The organism is Actinoplanes sp. NPDC026619 (assembly GCF_040638295.1).
Classification (GTDB): Bacteria; Actinomycetota; Actinomycetes; order Mycobacteriales; family Micromonosporaceae; genus Actinoplanes.
In genome coordinates this window covers 316382-329179 of the sequence record NZ_JBEZYA010000008.1, presented here as the reverse complement: position 1 = coordinate 329179, position 12798 = coordinate 316382, and the positions used below count along the sequence as shown (strand labels likewise).

General features: G+C 69.0%; 12 protein-coding genes. 3 read left to right on the top strand and 9 right to left on the bottom strand.

The genetic code is table 11. The features are described from left to right. Positions 1-21: 21 nt before the first annotated feature. From AB0E90_RS20370 to AB0E90_RS20350, 5 genes are read right to left on the bottom strand one after another with little or no spacing between them, the layout of a single operon-like run. Entirely contained in the window at positions 22-1794 is a 1773-nt protein-coding gene (locus tag AB0E90_RS20370; protein WP_360407451.1) for an asparagine synthase-related protein, read from the bottom strand. 26 nt (positions 1795-1820) lie between these two features. Continuing rightward, positions 1821-2486 carry a hypothetical protein gene (locus AB0E90_RS20365; protein ID WP_360407448.1) on the bottom strand — a complete coding sequence of 222 codons (666 nt, stop codon included), beginning with the start codon at positions 2484-2486 and terminating at the stop codon, positions 1821-1823. A gap of 5 nt (positions 2487-2491) precedes the next feature. Then, complete coding sequence (locus tag AB0E90_RS20360; protein WP_360407445.1) at positions 2492-3139, bottom strand: hypothetical protein; 648 nt, start codon at positions 3137-3139, stop codon at positions 2492-2494. Positions 3140-3179: 40 nt separating this feature from the next. Continuing rightward, positions 3180-3977 (bottom strand): L,D-transpeptidase, encoded by a 798-nt coding sequence (locus tag AB0E90_RS20355; protein ID WP_360407442.1) that lies wholly within the window; start codon positions 3975-3977, stop codon positions 3180-3182. Then, complete coding sequence (locus tag AB0E90_RS20350) at positions 3967-4887, bottom strand: protease pro-enzyme activation domain-containing protein (protein ID WP_360407576.1); 921 nt, start codon at positions 4885-4887, stop codon at positions 3967-3969. Before AB0E90_RS20350 ends, AB0E90_RS20355 begins: the two co-directional genes overlap by 11 nt. Before the next feature lie 417 nt (positions 4888-5304). Between AB0E90_RS20350 and AB0E90_RS20345 the strand changes: the two genes are divergently transcribed. Next, on the top strand, positions 5305-5979 hold the full coding sequence (locus AB0E90_RS20345) for a hypothetical protein (protein ID WP_360407439.1): 675 nt from the start codon (positions 5305-5307) through the stop codon (positions 5977-5979). Between the two features lie 13 nt (positions 5980-5992). Here AB0E90_RS20345 and AB0E90_RS20340 read toward each other — a convergent pair whose 3' ends face one another. After that, positions 5993-6247 carry a helix-turn-helix transcriptional regulator gene (locus AB0E90_RS20340; RefSeq protein ID WP_360407436.1) on the bottom strand — a complete coding sequence of 85 codons (255 nt, stop codon included), beginning with the start codon at positions 6245-6247 and terminating at the stop codon, positions 5993-5995. Positions 6248-6543: 296 nt separating this feature from the next. Then, a complete protein-coding gene (fabG, locus tag AB0E90_RS20335; RefSeq protein ID WP_360407433.1) occupies positions 6544-7248 on the bottom strand; it encodes a 3-oxoacyl-ACP reductase FabG in 705 nt (234 codons plus the stop codon). A 376-nt stretch (positions 7249-7624) separates the two neighbouring features. Between fabG and AB0E90_RS20330 the strand changes: the two genes are divergently transcribed. Beyond that, positions 7625-8419, top strand: coding sequence for a helix-turn-helix transcriptional regulator (locus tag AB0E90_RS20330; RefSeq protein ID WP_360407430.1), 795 nt, complete (start codon positions 7625-7627; stop codon positions 8417-8419). A gap of 248 nt (positions 8420-8667) precedes the next feature. Further along, complete coding sequence (locus AB0E90_RS20325) at positions 8668-9027, top strand: STAS domain-containing protein (protein ID WP_360407427.1); 360 nt, start codon at positions 8668-8670, stop codon at positions 9025-9027. 90 nt (positions 9028-9117) lie between these two features. Here the strand turns inward: AB0E90_RS20325 and AB0E90_RS20320 are convergent, their stop codons facing one another. Then, positions 9118-10092: an MBL fold metallo-hydrolase gene (locus AB0E90_RS20320; protein ID WP_360407424.1), complete on the bottom strand. Its 975-nt coding sequence runs from the start codon at positions 10090-10092 to the stop codon at positions 9118-9120. 180 nt (positions 10093-10272) lie between these two features. Then, complete coding sequence (locus tag AB0E90_RS20315; protein WP_360407421.1) at positions 10273-12774, bottom strand: phage/plasmid primase, P4 family; 2502 nt, start codon at positions 12772-12774, stop codon at positions 10273-10275. Between the last annotated feature and the right edge of the window lie 24 nt (positions 12775-12798).

The following is a 12798-nucleotide window of genomic DNA, read 5'->3' as shown; positions in this document are numbered from 1 at the left end:
CGGGGGCGATGAGGCATGGGGTCAGACGAGGCGGATGCGGTGCCTGGCAAGCCAGGCGTTGATCTCCAGCAGGTAGGCGATGGCGCTGTGTCGTGCGTGGTTGTGCTCGGGGATGCGGGCCAGCAGTGGGTGGATCTGGACGGGGTCGAGCAGTGGTTGCAGGGGCTGCGACGCGTCGGCCAGGACGCCGAGCATCCGGTCGCGTTGGTTCGCCCGCCAGCCGGGCAGCAGGTGCGCGCCGGGGAAGGTGCGGCCGGGCAGCCAGGTGACGCTGGCGGGCAGCAGACCAGTGACGGCGTGGCGCAGCAGTCCGAGACGAACGCCCCGCAGGTGCCGCACCGGGTCGGGCATGCGCAGGGTGTGCTGGATGAGCCGCCGGTCGGCGAGCGGGCTGTGCACGCTCAGGCCGAGTGCGGCGGCGAGTTCGTCCAGCCGCCGCAGCTGGGCGGGCAGGCTGTGGGTCAGGGTGAGGTAGGCGTCGCGGTGCCAGGCACGCTGGGCGTCGGTGAGTCCGGCCGGGGCCGGGATGGTCGCGATCGCGTCTTCGAGGCGCCGTTTGGCGTAGGCGGTGGGCAGCAGGTGCAGGCGGGCGTCGGCCGACAGCAGGTCTATCGGTGCGGTGTCGTAGCGCTGCCACGGCAGGCCGGTGATCTCCGGCGTTGAGGATGCCCAGCCGAAGACGGCGTCGGCGCCGTCGCCGGTGACGATGCTCGTGGTGGTGGCGGCCGCCCTGCGCAGCAGCGTGAACAGGGCGGCGTCCAGGGTGGATTCGCCGGGCAGGTCGAGGACGTGGCGACTGGCGGCTGCCATGGCGACTAGTTCGTCCGCGCTGGCGGCGATCGGGTGGTGATGGAGGTTGAGGTGCCGGGCGACGCGGCCGGCGGCGGTGACGTCCGCGCCGACACCGGGTGGCAGGCCCCACGGCCCGGCTAGGGTCAGGGTGTACGCGATAGGCCGCCGGTCGGCCGACGGCTGTGGGGCGGCTAAGGCGGCGGCGGTAGCGGAGGCGACGCCGCCGGACAGCAGCACCGCCCCGGCAGGCTGGGTGCGCAGCGTGGCGGTGGCCTCGGCCAGGGTGCGCCGCACCATGTGGGCCGCGGCCGTTTCGCCGATGGTGGGATCGGGCGCTTGGGCCTGCCACTGCCAGTGCCGCCGGCTGCAGATGCGGCCGGGCACGGCTTGGGTGAGGTGCCCGGGCAGCACCTCATGCATGCCGTGCACGATCGCGTGGCCAGGGGTGCGGGCCGGGCCGAGGGTGATCAGCTCGTTGAGGCCGTCGCTGGTGACGACCGGGTCGACGCCCGGGTGGGCGAGCAGCCCACGGACCTTGGTGGCAAACGTGACGCTGCCGTCGCGCAGCGGCTGGTAGAACCAGGTCTTGACGCCGAGCGGGTCGCGGATCAGCAGTAGCTGGCGGCGTAGCTGGTCCCAGATGGCGATGGCGTAGACGCCGTCGATGCGGTCGACCAGGAATTGACCCCACTGCCGGTAGGCGTGCAGCAGCAGGTCGGCGTCGCACGCGTGGGTGCGCCGCTGCCCGAGCCGGTCGAGCAGGAGGTCGCGGTTGGACAGTCGGCCTTCGATCGCCACGGCGATGTCGGGGTCGGGTCGTTCGGGATGCCGCCAGTCCGCGTAGCCGGTCTGCGGGCCCTGGCAGCACAATCCCGCGTCGCGGCCGAGCCGCAGCAGCAGCGGGCTGGCTGGGACCGGCCCGGCTGCGGTGGTCATCGCGCTGAGGGTCGAGGTTTCGTCGCGCAGGTCGGTGGGGGCGTTGACCCATCCGGAGATTGCCATGACGAGGTCCTTCTGCTCCTGGAAGGTCAAGCCCGCGCCGAGGCGGCAGGCCGGATATGGGGGGTGACGGCGGGGCGCCACATCGGCCACAGCTGTGGCCCTGCGGCTGGGCGGAACGGATGACCGGCCTGGTAGCCGGCCGCAGCGAGCAGGTCGCGCTGCGCTGGGCTGCCGGCGATGGCATGGCCGGCAATGTCTGCCGGGTCGAGGCGGCGATGCCGATGGGCGAGCAGTCCGGCGAGCCCGCCAGGATGGGTGCCGGCCAGAAACGACAGCTCCAGGTGGGCGGCAGCCGGCCGGTGCTGGCGCAGCAAGTGGTGGTAGCAGAGCAGCGTGATCGCGTGCTTGCCGCACGAGGAGGTCAACCGGCGCAGCGACCGCTGCAGGGCCGGCGCCGGCCCGGTTCGGTCGATCCACACGGCCACGGCGCTGCGGTCGGCGAGCAGGTCGACACGGCCGTGACCCAGCGCCTGTTCCAGCAGCAACTGGTACCACGCGCGCAGGACGGTAGGTCGCTGCCGCGGGTCCGGCACCAGCCACCGCGCGACCGGTGTCCCCACGGTCGTCGCGGCGGCCAGCCCGGCCAGCTCGGCAACGTCGTCGCGGCTGACCGGGACCACCGATGACGGCGCGAGCAGCGTGGGGCAGTCTTCTCGTTGGCTGGTCGGGCCCGGCAGTGCGGATGCGGCCATGACAGTCAGCACCCGCCGTTCGCGGCGCGCGAGCCGACGGTGATCGTGGCCGGGCGCGCGGTGGCGTCACGGCGTCCCTGGTACGGCTCATGCAGCAGCGCTTCGCGCAGTGCCGCGGGCAGACCGGGCAGCACGACGGTCGGCTTGTCCCGGGCGGGCGCGCAGGTAGCCACGGCGACATCGACGATGACAGAGGGCCGGTCGGCGGCCGCGGGCAGTTGCAGCCGCAAGCCGGTGATGGTGGTGGAGCCGTCGGGATTCTTGTGGCGCACGTCCGCCGTCAGAGCCGCCATCGGCAGCAGTGTCTGCAGGCCGGTGACATGCGATTGTGCGGCACCGTCGCGGCAATACACGCCGACTGTCGCGGCCTGCACCGTGCCGCCAGCGACCGTCAGCCCGGACACCTGGCTTCGCGCCTCGTTGTCGGCGGCGCTGATGGTCGACGACGTGAACTTCGTCAGCGTTCCCCACGCCCGTGGCAGGTCAACCAATGGCAGCAGCCGCCGGGAGCCGGCGACGTCGGCTCCGACCACGGCCAGGCGCAGCGGCGCGTCAAGGCCGGGCGGTGTCGGGCTGGCAGTGACGGCCAGCGCCCCGACACCGCTGAACAGGACTGCCGCGGCGACCGCGGCGTAGGAGAGGGCTTTCATCACGCGATGTCCTTTGTTAGGTGACGACCGGGCCGGCCAAGGGTCAGGGGTAGATCCGCACCAGGGAGCCGAGCGGGGCCCGGGCCAAGGCGGGCAGCGCGGCAGGTGGCACGGTGATGCAGCCGGCGTGCGGCGGCCCGGTGTGCAGGGCGATCACGCCGTGAGCGCCGCACCCGGCGTGTCTGCTGGGCACGGCCAGGGGCAGCACGATCGGGTCCGGCCGGCGGCGGGTGTCGCGGGTGACGGCCAGCACGAAGGTGCGCCCGGGCGGGGTCGGGGTGTCCGGGGTTCCGCAGGTGACCGGCCAGCTCTTGGTGATACGTCCCGCGAAGACCAGTTGGGCTCGGTGCGCGGTCACGAGGATGCGGATCTCGTGCCGGCTGTGCGCCAGGGTGACCCGGGCGGCGTCGACCCACCCGACGGATCCGGCCGGTTGCGAAGGCAGCAGGATCTGGATCCAGTCGGCTTGCTGGGCGATGACCGGCAGCCACGCCTCGCCGCCGGCAAGCGTGGTCCGCAGCTGGGCGAACGCCCGGCCGCCAGGCCGGTCGAACACTGCCAGCGGAGCACGAGGATGAGCGATCAGGCCCGCAGTGCCGTATGACCGGGTCGTGTCCCGTGGCGCTGCGGCCAACACGCTCGCTGGGCGTGCCGCGGGTAGGGCGCGCAGTGTGGGGCCGTCGACGTAGGCGCCCTGCGTGGCTCGAGTCCGGGCCTGCGCTGCGCAATTCCGGGCGATGAGCCGGGTGAGCAGGGTATCGAGCAGGCCGCACCCGGTGTCCGCGAGGCCGGTGAGAATAGCCTGGATCGAATGGCGAGCACCGGTGGTCTCACGCTGCATCGACGAATCTCCACCCCGGCGCGCCAAGACCCGTCACCGGGGCCCAGCCAGGTCCGGCTTGCTGCGTGCCGCTGTCAACCCGCACCAGGTAGCCGCCCCACGGGCCGGCTGTTGCCGGGCGGCCGACGATGCCCGCGGTGACATGCCGGATGTCCTCGACCGGAGGCGCCGCGTGCGCGGCCCGGGCGAACGTGGTGCTGGCATCGGCGTGCGTGCGCTGATCGTCGTAGGCGCCGACGATCACTACGGTCTGCCCTGCGCCGCTGTCGGAACCGGCCAGCCCGTACAGGCTGCGCAACTGCGTTCCGGTGTAACCGCGCAGCGGCGCCCATACGTTGCCGACCAGGTAGGGCCGCGACGTCACCGGGACGGCACGCCGGTCCCAGACTGTCGTGCATCCGCCCCGTTCTGTGGTCGGACCGCTGTCTGTGGTCATCGAGGGCGCAGCTAGACAGGATACGTTCGTGGCGGCGACCTCCACCACGGTCGCGCCCTGGCGGGGTGCGACGATGCAGCTGCGCAGGCTCATCGGCCGGGCGGGCTGTGGATTGGGGTCGCTTACTGCCGCTGCCAGCCCGTGCAGCGCTGCCGGAAGGTGCGGCTGCGAGGCCTGCCGCACTACGGCGCCGCCGACGACCGACTCGGTGAGCGTGACTCCGAACCAGCGCCGCCACGCCGCAGCGGCGGCAGTGATCGGCAGCCTGACACCGGTGGCATCGATCGGCCCCGTCGTGAAGCCCGCCGTTCTCGCCCACGCCGTCACCCGCTTTACCCGGGTGGTGGGCGCCCCGAAGCCTTGCCGGAGCTCTGCCGGCGTCAGATTGCCGTGGAAGTCCGCCGAGTCCGACACGTTGACGGCTGCCTCCGATGCCGCTGCGCGACCGGTCAGGGTCAACGTCACGGCGACCATCGTGGTGTCCGCCACCGGCGTACGAGGGTCGGCAGGGGGAACACCGGCCATGGCCGGTGCCGCGAGTCCCGCAACGAGCACGCCGAGTGCCGCTATAGCTGTCAGCGTCCCGCGGACGCGCTGACGCATCGGTGACGTTGTTGCTGCTCGTGGCCGTGCCCTCATGCTCGTGCCCGACCGCTGGTTTCCTCGGCTCGGGGGCTCGTTTAGAGTGCTGGGAACCTTGTTCACGTCCTCGACCCTCGACCACCACCGACGTCATCGATAGTTGGCTCCGATGGTCTGCAGTGGTCCCAGGTGGTCCCGGTCAAGGGCCGGCGTGGTCGAGGCGAGCAGGGTTCCGGCCACGTTCGGCGGTGGTCGGCGCAGGCTACGGCGAAGGCGTCGCTCGGCTGTGACACTGGGGGTCAGCAGCGGATGAGTGTGATTGTGCGGCAGGTGCTGCCGGCGTATGCGGGCATCACGCTGCCCGCAGCGGTGCGCCAAGCACTGGTGGATCACGGTATTTCCTGCAACATGGCCGCAGCCACAGTCAACCAGGCTGCCGTGCTGGATCAGCAGGCCAATACGCGCGAGGACCATATTCAGGCGTTAGGCCGCGGCGACCAGGTCAGTCGAGCAGCCGCAGACATCGCCGAGGCCGCGGACCGGTTCCACTCCCTGGCGCTGGTCGCGCTTGCCCGAGCCGCGACCGCCTACGCGGTCTGCGCCTCCCAACTCGCTGCCCAGGTCATCGCGGGGGAGCCGGTGACCGAAGCCGAGTGCCCTGCAGGCAGGTTGAAACCCTCGGACGTCATCACCGCGGCCGGTCTGTATCTGCCTCGGCTGATTTTCATACCGCGGCACCAGGACGAGCAACAACAGGTCGCCGACCTCAACGCCGACGTCCGGCGTTCCTACGCCGGATTGAACAACGCCATCACGCATCAGCTGCGCGGAATCGATGTCGCCATCTACGACGACCTGACCGCTGCTGCCGCGCTAGCCCCGACTGTCGATGTCCCTGAGGTCTTCCCGGGGGCGATCTACGACTACGCGGCCACGGTGTCGTGGACGGTCGGCATGCTTACCGGGGTGGCGGAGGACGTCTGACTGGGCCCGGTCCCTACTGCGTGGAGTCGCTATTGTCGCCTACGCGACGACTCGCAGGTCGCGTCGGAGATACCGAACGGCTCTTACGCCACACGAAGTCGGGATCCACCGGCACGCCGAGAGCGGCAACGGTCGTCTCCAGCGTCTCTGCCAGCAAGTGGGCGTTCTCCTGCGAGACGCCCTTCTTGCCGCGTTCCCACTTGCTGAGCATGCCTTTGAGAGCTTCGACGGTCGCTGATCCGCCGTAGTCGGCTGCAACGACGAACATCCGCTGCGCCAGGGCCAGCTGTGACCACCCTCGCGCCATACGGGCTCGGCGCAGGCGACGGGAGAAAGGCAATCCATCGGATGGTGTTGCAGGCTCCGAGCTCGGCCGCTTAGTCATCGTCGATCGGTCATCCCCCGTCTGCGACGTCCCAGGGCGGACGTCGAATATTGTCGAATCAATGGCGTGATGGACTCTCTTAGCAGCTCACGACCGCAAGACCCGTTGTGCCCACACATGGCTCGAGCGCCGTGTCATCCCGGCGGGACACGCCGCGGCTCGCAGTGCACACCTGCCGATCAATGGCCCATCCCAGCTCCGCCATCGACCGGCAGAACCGCGCCGGTCACATAACCGGCAGCCTCGTTGCCGAGAAAGCGAATCGCAGCCGCCACCTCAGCGGGATCGGCCGCTCGAGCCAGCGGGATGTGTTCCAGCATCCGAGCCCTTTGCTCGGTGCTCAGCACGGCAGTCATGTCAGTCTCGGTGAAGCCCGGCGCGACGACGTTCGCCGTGATCCCCCGACTGCCATACTCGCGGGCCAGCGAGCGGGCCAGCCCGATCAGGCCGGCCTTGGACGCCGCATAGTTCGCCTGACCGGCCTCACCGCGTAGCCCCACGACCGACGAAACAAAGATCAACCTGCCCCACCGCGCCCGCATCATCCTTGGCACAGCCCGCTTCGCTGCCCGGTACGCGCCAGCGAGGTTCACATCCAACACCGCCGCGAAGTCATCCTCGGTCATCCGCAACAGCAGCCCATCCCGGGTGATGCCGGCGCTGACCACGAGGATCTCCACCGAACCAAATGCCTGCTCGACGCCCGTGAACGCACGATCGATCGCATCTTGATCCCGAACGTCGCAGGCGACGGTCATCCAGGGCTCCGCCGACGAGTCGTCGCGCCCCGATGCCGCCACCCGGTAGCCGTCCGCGGCGAATGCCGCGGCAGCGGCACGCCCGATACCCCGGCTGCCCCCCAAAACCAGAACCGTGCGCGTCATCGGCTCGACCCCCTCCCCAAACTCAGGAGAGCGCAGCATGGCCTACGGAAAGGCCTACGCACCAAGGCCATGACTCCCCCGATCACGACGAAGCCAACAGCTTGCACCCCGTGACCGCCGGTGACCACAGTGTGTTAAATCCCCAAGTGGCACTTAGGGCAGCAGCACTGTAGAGACGCATGTCACTTCGTAAGATCATGCCGAGCTGTTGATCTACAAGCGTGTCTGAGAGTTACCTCGGAAACCTGAAAGGGGTACACGTTCATAGATCATCGCTGTTACGTTGAACGCTTCGTTTCGGCCGACCCGACTCATCCTGCTGGGACTTGAGGCAGAGGACGACATGGACGCCAGCCCCCCACACGCCCCAGCCCACATGCCGGATCCCGACCCGAGTCGCGAACTTGCCAGGCATGTGCGCGCTTGGCGCACCCGCCTGAATCCCGATGAGATTCCTGGCTTTCAGCAAGCGTGGCCAGGTAGCCGCCGGCGCCACCATGTCAGTCAGGAGCAGGCCGCAGCGCTCATCGGCTGCAGCACGCACTGGTACTCCCGCCTGGAGGTCGGTGACCAGCAGAACTACAGCGAGGACTTCCTCCAGCGGGTAGCCCACGTCCTACGGCTCGACCACGACGAAACACGCCTGCTGTTCCTGCTCGTCGGCAAGGAACCACCCATTCCCGTTCACCGCACCACCCCGGACGGCCTTGAACCCGTGCTGGAGGCCCAGCCCTGGCCCGCATACCTCAGCGACGAAGCATGGGACCTCGTCGGCCACAACGAGCAGATGCGCTCGTGGTTTCCCTGGGTAGTGCAGGACGAAGCCAACGTCATGCGCTGGGTCTTCACCTACCCCGAAGCACGCCAGCAGCTCTACAACTGGGAAACCGAATGGGCGCCGCAGATGCTCGCCCAGACGCGCGCCGCGCAGCTGCGCTACCCCGACAACCAGCGGTTGCACGACATCATCAGCGAGATCCTCAACGTCAACGCTGTCGCCCGGCGACTGTGGGAGAAGCCGATTGCCTACTTCCATCCCGACGGCGATCGTCGCTCGCTCTACCTGCCCCGACACGAGAAACCGCACCCGATACAGGTAGTAGCACTCGAACCACTTCGATCTCCCGGGCACCGTTTGATCATGCTGGTGCCCACCGACGCGAAGGCCTGACCGCTCCGCACCCATGCCCACCCGCCGCGGCGGATCTGGACCGGTCACCCCCACTCCTGGCTAGCAGCAGAGATCGGCGCCCCCATCGACCGGCCAGCAACAGGCGGCCGGCACGTTCAGCCAAATGTTCCGCGTCAAGCTATGCCTCCTGTACCGGCGTGAAGGCCTCCGCGTGGCGGTGTAGAACTAGCCGTCCGGGTGTAAGCCTCGGGCCTAGGGTCCTCGTATCGTCACGGGGAGGTGATGGCATGGGCCAACAGCTCGACCAACTGTCCATCGACGTCCACCGACGAGCGGGAAGCTATCGCATACAGGCACGTGGCGACATCGATCAGGCAAGCGTGACCGAACTGCGTGAGGCTCTGGCGGAAGGCGTCGCCCGAACACGGGGCGCTATCGAGCTGGACCTCAGCGGTGCAACATTCTTCTGCTGCGGCGCCGTGGCAGCCCTGATGAGTGCCCGGGAGACATCCGCGGGTCGGCTTACGCTTGTCGGCGCCGCACCGGTGGTGAACGAGGTCCTTCGTCTGGTCGGCCTCGCCGAGACCTTCGGCATCACGGGCAACGACGCCCACACCCCGACTACGACCACCGTTGTCTCGCTGTGACAAATACCGGGGACGGTCGCAGGACCAAGCTTTCACGAACCGTGACGGCGCCCGTCGCGCTGGCGTGGCCTCACACAACGGCGACTACAGTCAGCGGCCGTCTCGCTGTTCCTGAGCAGCAGCATGCGCCAGGACGTCCAGTACCTCGGCCCGGGGCATCCCCAGATAGGTGTAGATCGCTGCCATCGAAATGACCAGGCGTTCGCGGCGGCCCCACACGCCGAACCGCTCGGGTAGTTCCGTGCGGGCCGCGGCTTCCCAGTAGGAGCGTCCGGCGGCGTGGTGTGTGGCGCCGGCCAAGGCGATCAACTCAAGGTAGTCGCGAAACTGGCGGACCCCGGAGGGGCTGGCGACCGGTCCGTGACCGGGAACGATGGTCTCGGCGCCGGTGTCCAGAATGAGGTCGCAGGCCGTGACCCAGTTCTCCACCGGGCCGGTCCAGACGATCGGGTGGTCGCCGATGAACAGGATGTCGCCGGCATACACGACCCCGGCGTCCGGCACGTGGGCGATGACGTCGCCGCTGGTGTGTGCCGGCCCAACTTCGATCAGCTCCACAGTGCGATGGCCCAGCGTGACGTCCAGACGGCCGGAGAACGTGCGCGTTGCAGGCGTGACGTCGACACCGGCGAAGTCGAAGTGCCCGAAGTGCCGCCGCATATAGTCACCCAACACGGTGTCCGGCGACTGCGGCCCACTCAACGCCGCCAACGCCGTGGGCGGCACTTCTTCGCTCAGGCCGTGCGCGCACGCGGCCGAGCTGATGATCTCCACGTTCTCGAAGAGCTGATTGCCCCAGCAGTGATCACCGTTGGCATGGGTGTTGACCACCGTTCGCACGGTGACGCCCGGCGCCGTAGCGCTGATCGCGGTCTTGAGCTCTGCGGTCATGGGCAGGTCGAACTGGGTGTCCACCAGCAGCGCGGTCTCACCGGCGGTGACCAGGCCGCAGTTGCTGTAACCCCACGTGCCCGGTGGCCGTAGATAGGCGTACGTGCCAGGCCGGAGCTCGTGTAAACCCGCGGTGTACGAGACGGTCATGCCGGACATCTTCATCGTTGCCATGCCAGAGGCACAATGCACCACGCCGGTCCATGGTGGATGAACCGGACCGCGCAGCCACAGGTCGCGGGTGACAGGTGACGGATGCCTGCCCATTCCCGGTTCTATCAGCCCCGTGCGCACACCACGTACACGCGCGCCCGCGCGTGTAGAGCCGTCAAGCGGGAAGTCCCGTCACATCTGTCACCCGTCACCCCGGGCATGTCCGTGGTCGACCAACGCCGGCTGCTCGATCTCGCTGTCGCTGAGCACGATCCCGGTATAGAAGCGGCGGCCCTTGCCGCCCCGGGCCTCCCCAACGCCGAGCCGCCGCAGGTCCTGCGTCAGCCGTTTCGCCGACACCGGTCGTTCGCCCTCCTGCTCACACCATTGCTCGTAGGCGTCACGCAGTACCGTCGTCGCGACCCGTCCGGCATCGCCAGGGATCCGGCGGCATACGTCCTCGGCGAAGCGCCCTACGGTGTCCGACTCCCGCGCATACGCCTCGGTCGCCGACGTGACAGCATCCGGCTGCAGCAGGCCAGACTCCGCGTAGTCGGCGGCGCCGGCGATCAACCACGCCAGGATCGCCGGCGCGTCGGCCGCGAGGTGCTCACCCAGGCGACGATCCTGTCGGCTGTCGGGAACCACCCGCGTGAACGGCAGCACCCTCATCCGCCGCCAGAACGCCGGCCCGCCCGCCCGAGCAGCGGGCAGATGATTACCCAGCAGCCACAACGTGTGACTGGGTAGATAGGTGAACGGGTTGCCGCGCATGAACCGGGCATTGATCGAATCCCGGCCGGTCAGCTGCTTCACGCGGGCTTCGGCGAACTTCTGTCCCTCGTCGAGCTCCGCGCACACCACCAGCCGCACACCGGCGAGCTGGGCCAGTTCCGCCGGATGCTCCGCGTGCTGGCGGACCATCAGCATCTCCGACGACGCTGCGATCGCGTAGCCGCCGTCGTCGCGGCCCAGCGCATGCATGGCAGCCTCCAGCAGCGTGCTCTTGCCGTTCGCGCCCGGCCCCACGGCGAATGGCAAGACTTGCTCCAGCACAGCACCGATCGCCGACACCCCCAACAGCTGCTGCACATAGGCCACTAGGGCGAGATCGTCGCCGAACGTGTCCGCCAGGAACCGCTCGAACGCCTCCGACCGACGCTCGAAGTCCGGCGCCGCCCCCGCACAACGGGTATGCAACAGCACCGGATCCGAACGATGAACCGCCCCCGTGCGCAAGTCGACTACGCCGCCGGGGGTGTTCAGCTGATACGGCTGAGCGTCCAGCGCGGTCACCGCCACGGTGACCGCCGGATCCGACCGGGCCAACCGCACCACCCCGGATACCCCGCCCGCCGACAGCGCCATCCCGCGGAACCTGCGCCACACGCCGGTCTGCGGGAGAACCCGGGCCAACGCTCGGACAAACTCACGATGCCGCTCGGCGTCGTCCCACGCCCACCGGCAACCGTCCCAGACCAGCCACTTGCCGCGCTGCGGGCAATAGCGCAACTCGTGACCGTGATACGCAACCAGCGCCCGGGCCAGGCCGTCTTCGGTCGGCCCCCAGGCAGCCACCGGAGGCAACGCCTCCTGCACGATCGGCGCCATTCGGCCCGAGTCGGCACCCCCCGTCACATCGGACTCATCACCGCGCACATCGTCGGCCTGCTTTCCCGCAGGAACAGAAATGGATCCCCCGACTCGCTGGCCGAACCCCGTTCGCCCCAGCGCTCGCGCGGCGGTCACATGATCGCCGCCATGATGCAAGACCGCAAAGGCGTGGAACTTCGTGATCGGCGATTCCGGCGCGAACACTGTGCTTGAGCTGAACACGAACAGACGGTCGCGCTCCGCCGCTCGGCCCGTGGTCGCCGACACCCCGACAGCCTTTCCTGGACGTCGCCAATAGCGTGTCCGTCCCACTTGGTGCACCAGCACCCAGCCGGCTGGCTCCAAAAGATCCGCCCAGTCGGTACGGCGCTCGAAATCATCACCAGGCGACAAGCCCGGGCCAGTCGGCCGTGATGACGGTCCCGGCTGCTGCAGCGACGGAGGCATGGCGTCCAACGACTGAACGAGGGAGAACAAAGCCGCCCGCTCGGACGCCGTGATCGCCGGGATGCCCGCGGGCACCGAGCTGCCGAGGGCCTCCCACGGCCGGCGGGACTCATGCACCGTGCCATGCGACGGCGCCACGATCGTGTAGCCTCCCTCGCCCCGCGTCTCCGCCAGAACCTTGACCTTGTCCTGCGGATCGGCCACGAGTTCAGCCTCGTTCGCAGAACGACGCGCCAGCTTCTGATTGCGTCCCACCGGGGCATCCAACACCCGATAGAGCAGATGCACCCCGCCCGACGGTGTGCGCTCGGCGTACCCATCAGCGGCGACCCGCTGCCACAGCTCATGCAATCCAGCCGCAGTGGCGAGGTCCACCAGCTGGCGGGCAAGCCCTTCCTTTACCGCGCGTCCCTCCAGCTCCAGCATCTCCAGCCCACCGGAGACGGCGCCGCACAGCACCGCCAAACCCGGCGGGCTGCCGGTGAACCAATTCCGCACCTGCTCACGACTGGGCCGCTCGGTCTGGTACCGGCGCCACGGCACTCGCGGCGCCTTGCTCCCATCAGCGCGGATGGGTACGACACTGCAACCGGCGTCATACCAGGCGAGAGCAGCATCCTGCATATCGATGTGCGGATTCAATTGGTCCCCACCATGGCCAGCAAA

What these genes read in the sequence shown, in the direction of transcription:
- AB0E90_RS20355 (WP_360407442.1), bottom strand. Translation starts at nt 3,977, where the DNA reads ATGCAGCGTGAGACCACCGGTGCTCGCCATTCGATCCAGGCTATTCTC.
- AB0E90_RS20325 (WP_360407427.1), top strand. Translation starts at nt 8,668, where the DNA reads ATGGGCCAACAGCTCGACCAACTGTCCATCGACGTCCACCGACGAGCG.
- AB0E90_RS20350 (WP_360407576.1), bottom strand. Translation starts at nt 4,887, where the DNA reads ATGGTCGCCGTGACGTTGACCCTGACCGGTCGCGCAGCGGCATCGGAG.
- fabG (WP_360407433.1), bottom strand. Translation starts at nt 7,248, where the DNA reads ATGACGCGCACGGTTCTGGTTTTGGGGGGCAGCCGGGGTATCGGGCGT.
- AB0E90_RS20370 (WP_360407451.1), bottom strand. Translation starts at nt 1,794, where the DNA reads ATGGCAATCTCCGGATGGGTCAACGCCCCCACCGACCTGCGCGACGAA.
- AB0E90_RS20345 (WP_360407439.1), top strand. Translation starts at nt 5,305, where the DNA reads ATGAGTGTGATTGTGCGGCAGGTGCTGCCGGCGTATGCGGGCATCACG.
- AB0E90_RS20320 (WP_360407424.1), bottom strand. Translation starts at nt 10,092, where the DNA reads ATGGCAACGATGAAGATGTCCGGCATGACCGTCTCGTACACCGCGGGT.
- AB0E90_RS20330 (WP_360407430.1), top strand. Translation starts at nt 7,625, where the DNA reads ATGCCGGATCCCGACCCGAGTCGCGAACTTGCCAGGCATGTGCGCGCT.
- AB0E90_RS20340 (WP_360407436.1), bottom strand. Translation starts at nt 6,247, where the DNA reads ATGTTCGTCGTTGCAGCCGACTACGGCGGATCAGCGACCGTCGAAGCT.
- AB0E90_RS20365 (WP_360407448.1), bottom strand. Translation starts at nt 2,486, where the DNA reads ATGGCCGCATCCGCACTGCCGGGCCCGACCAGCCAACGAGAAGACTGC.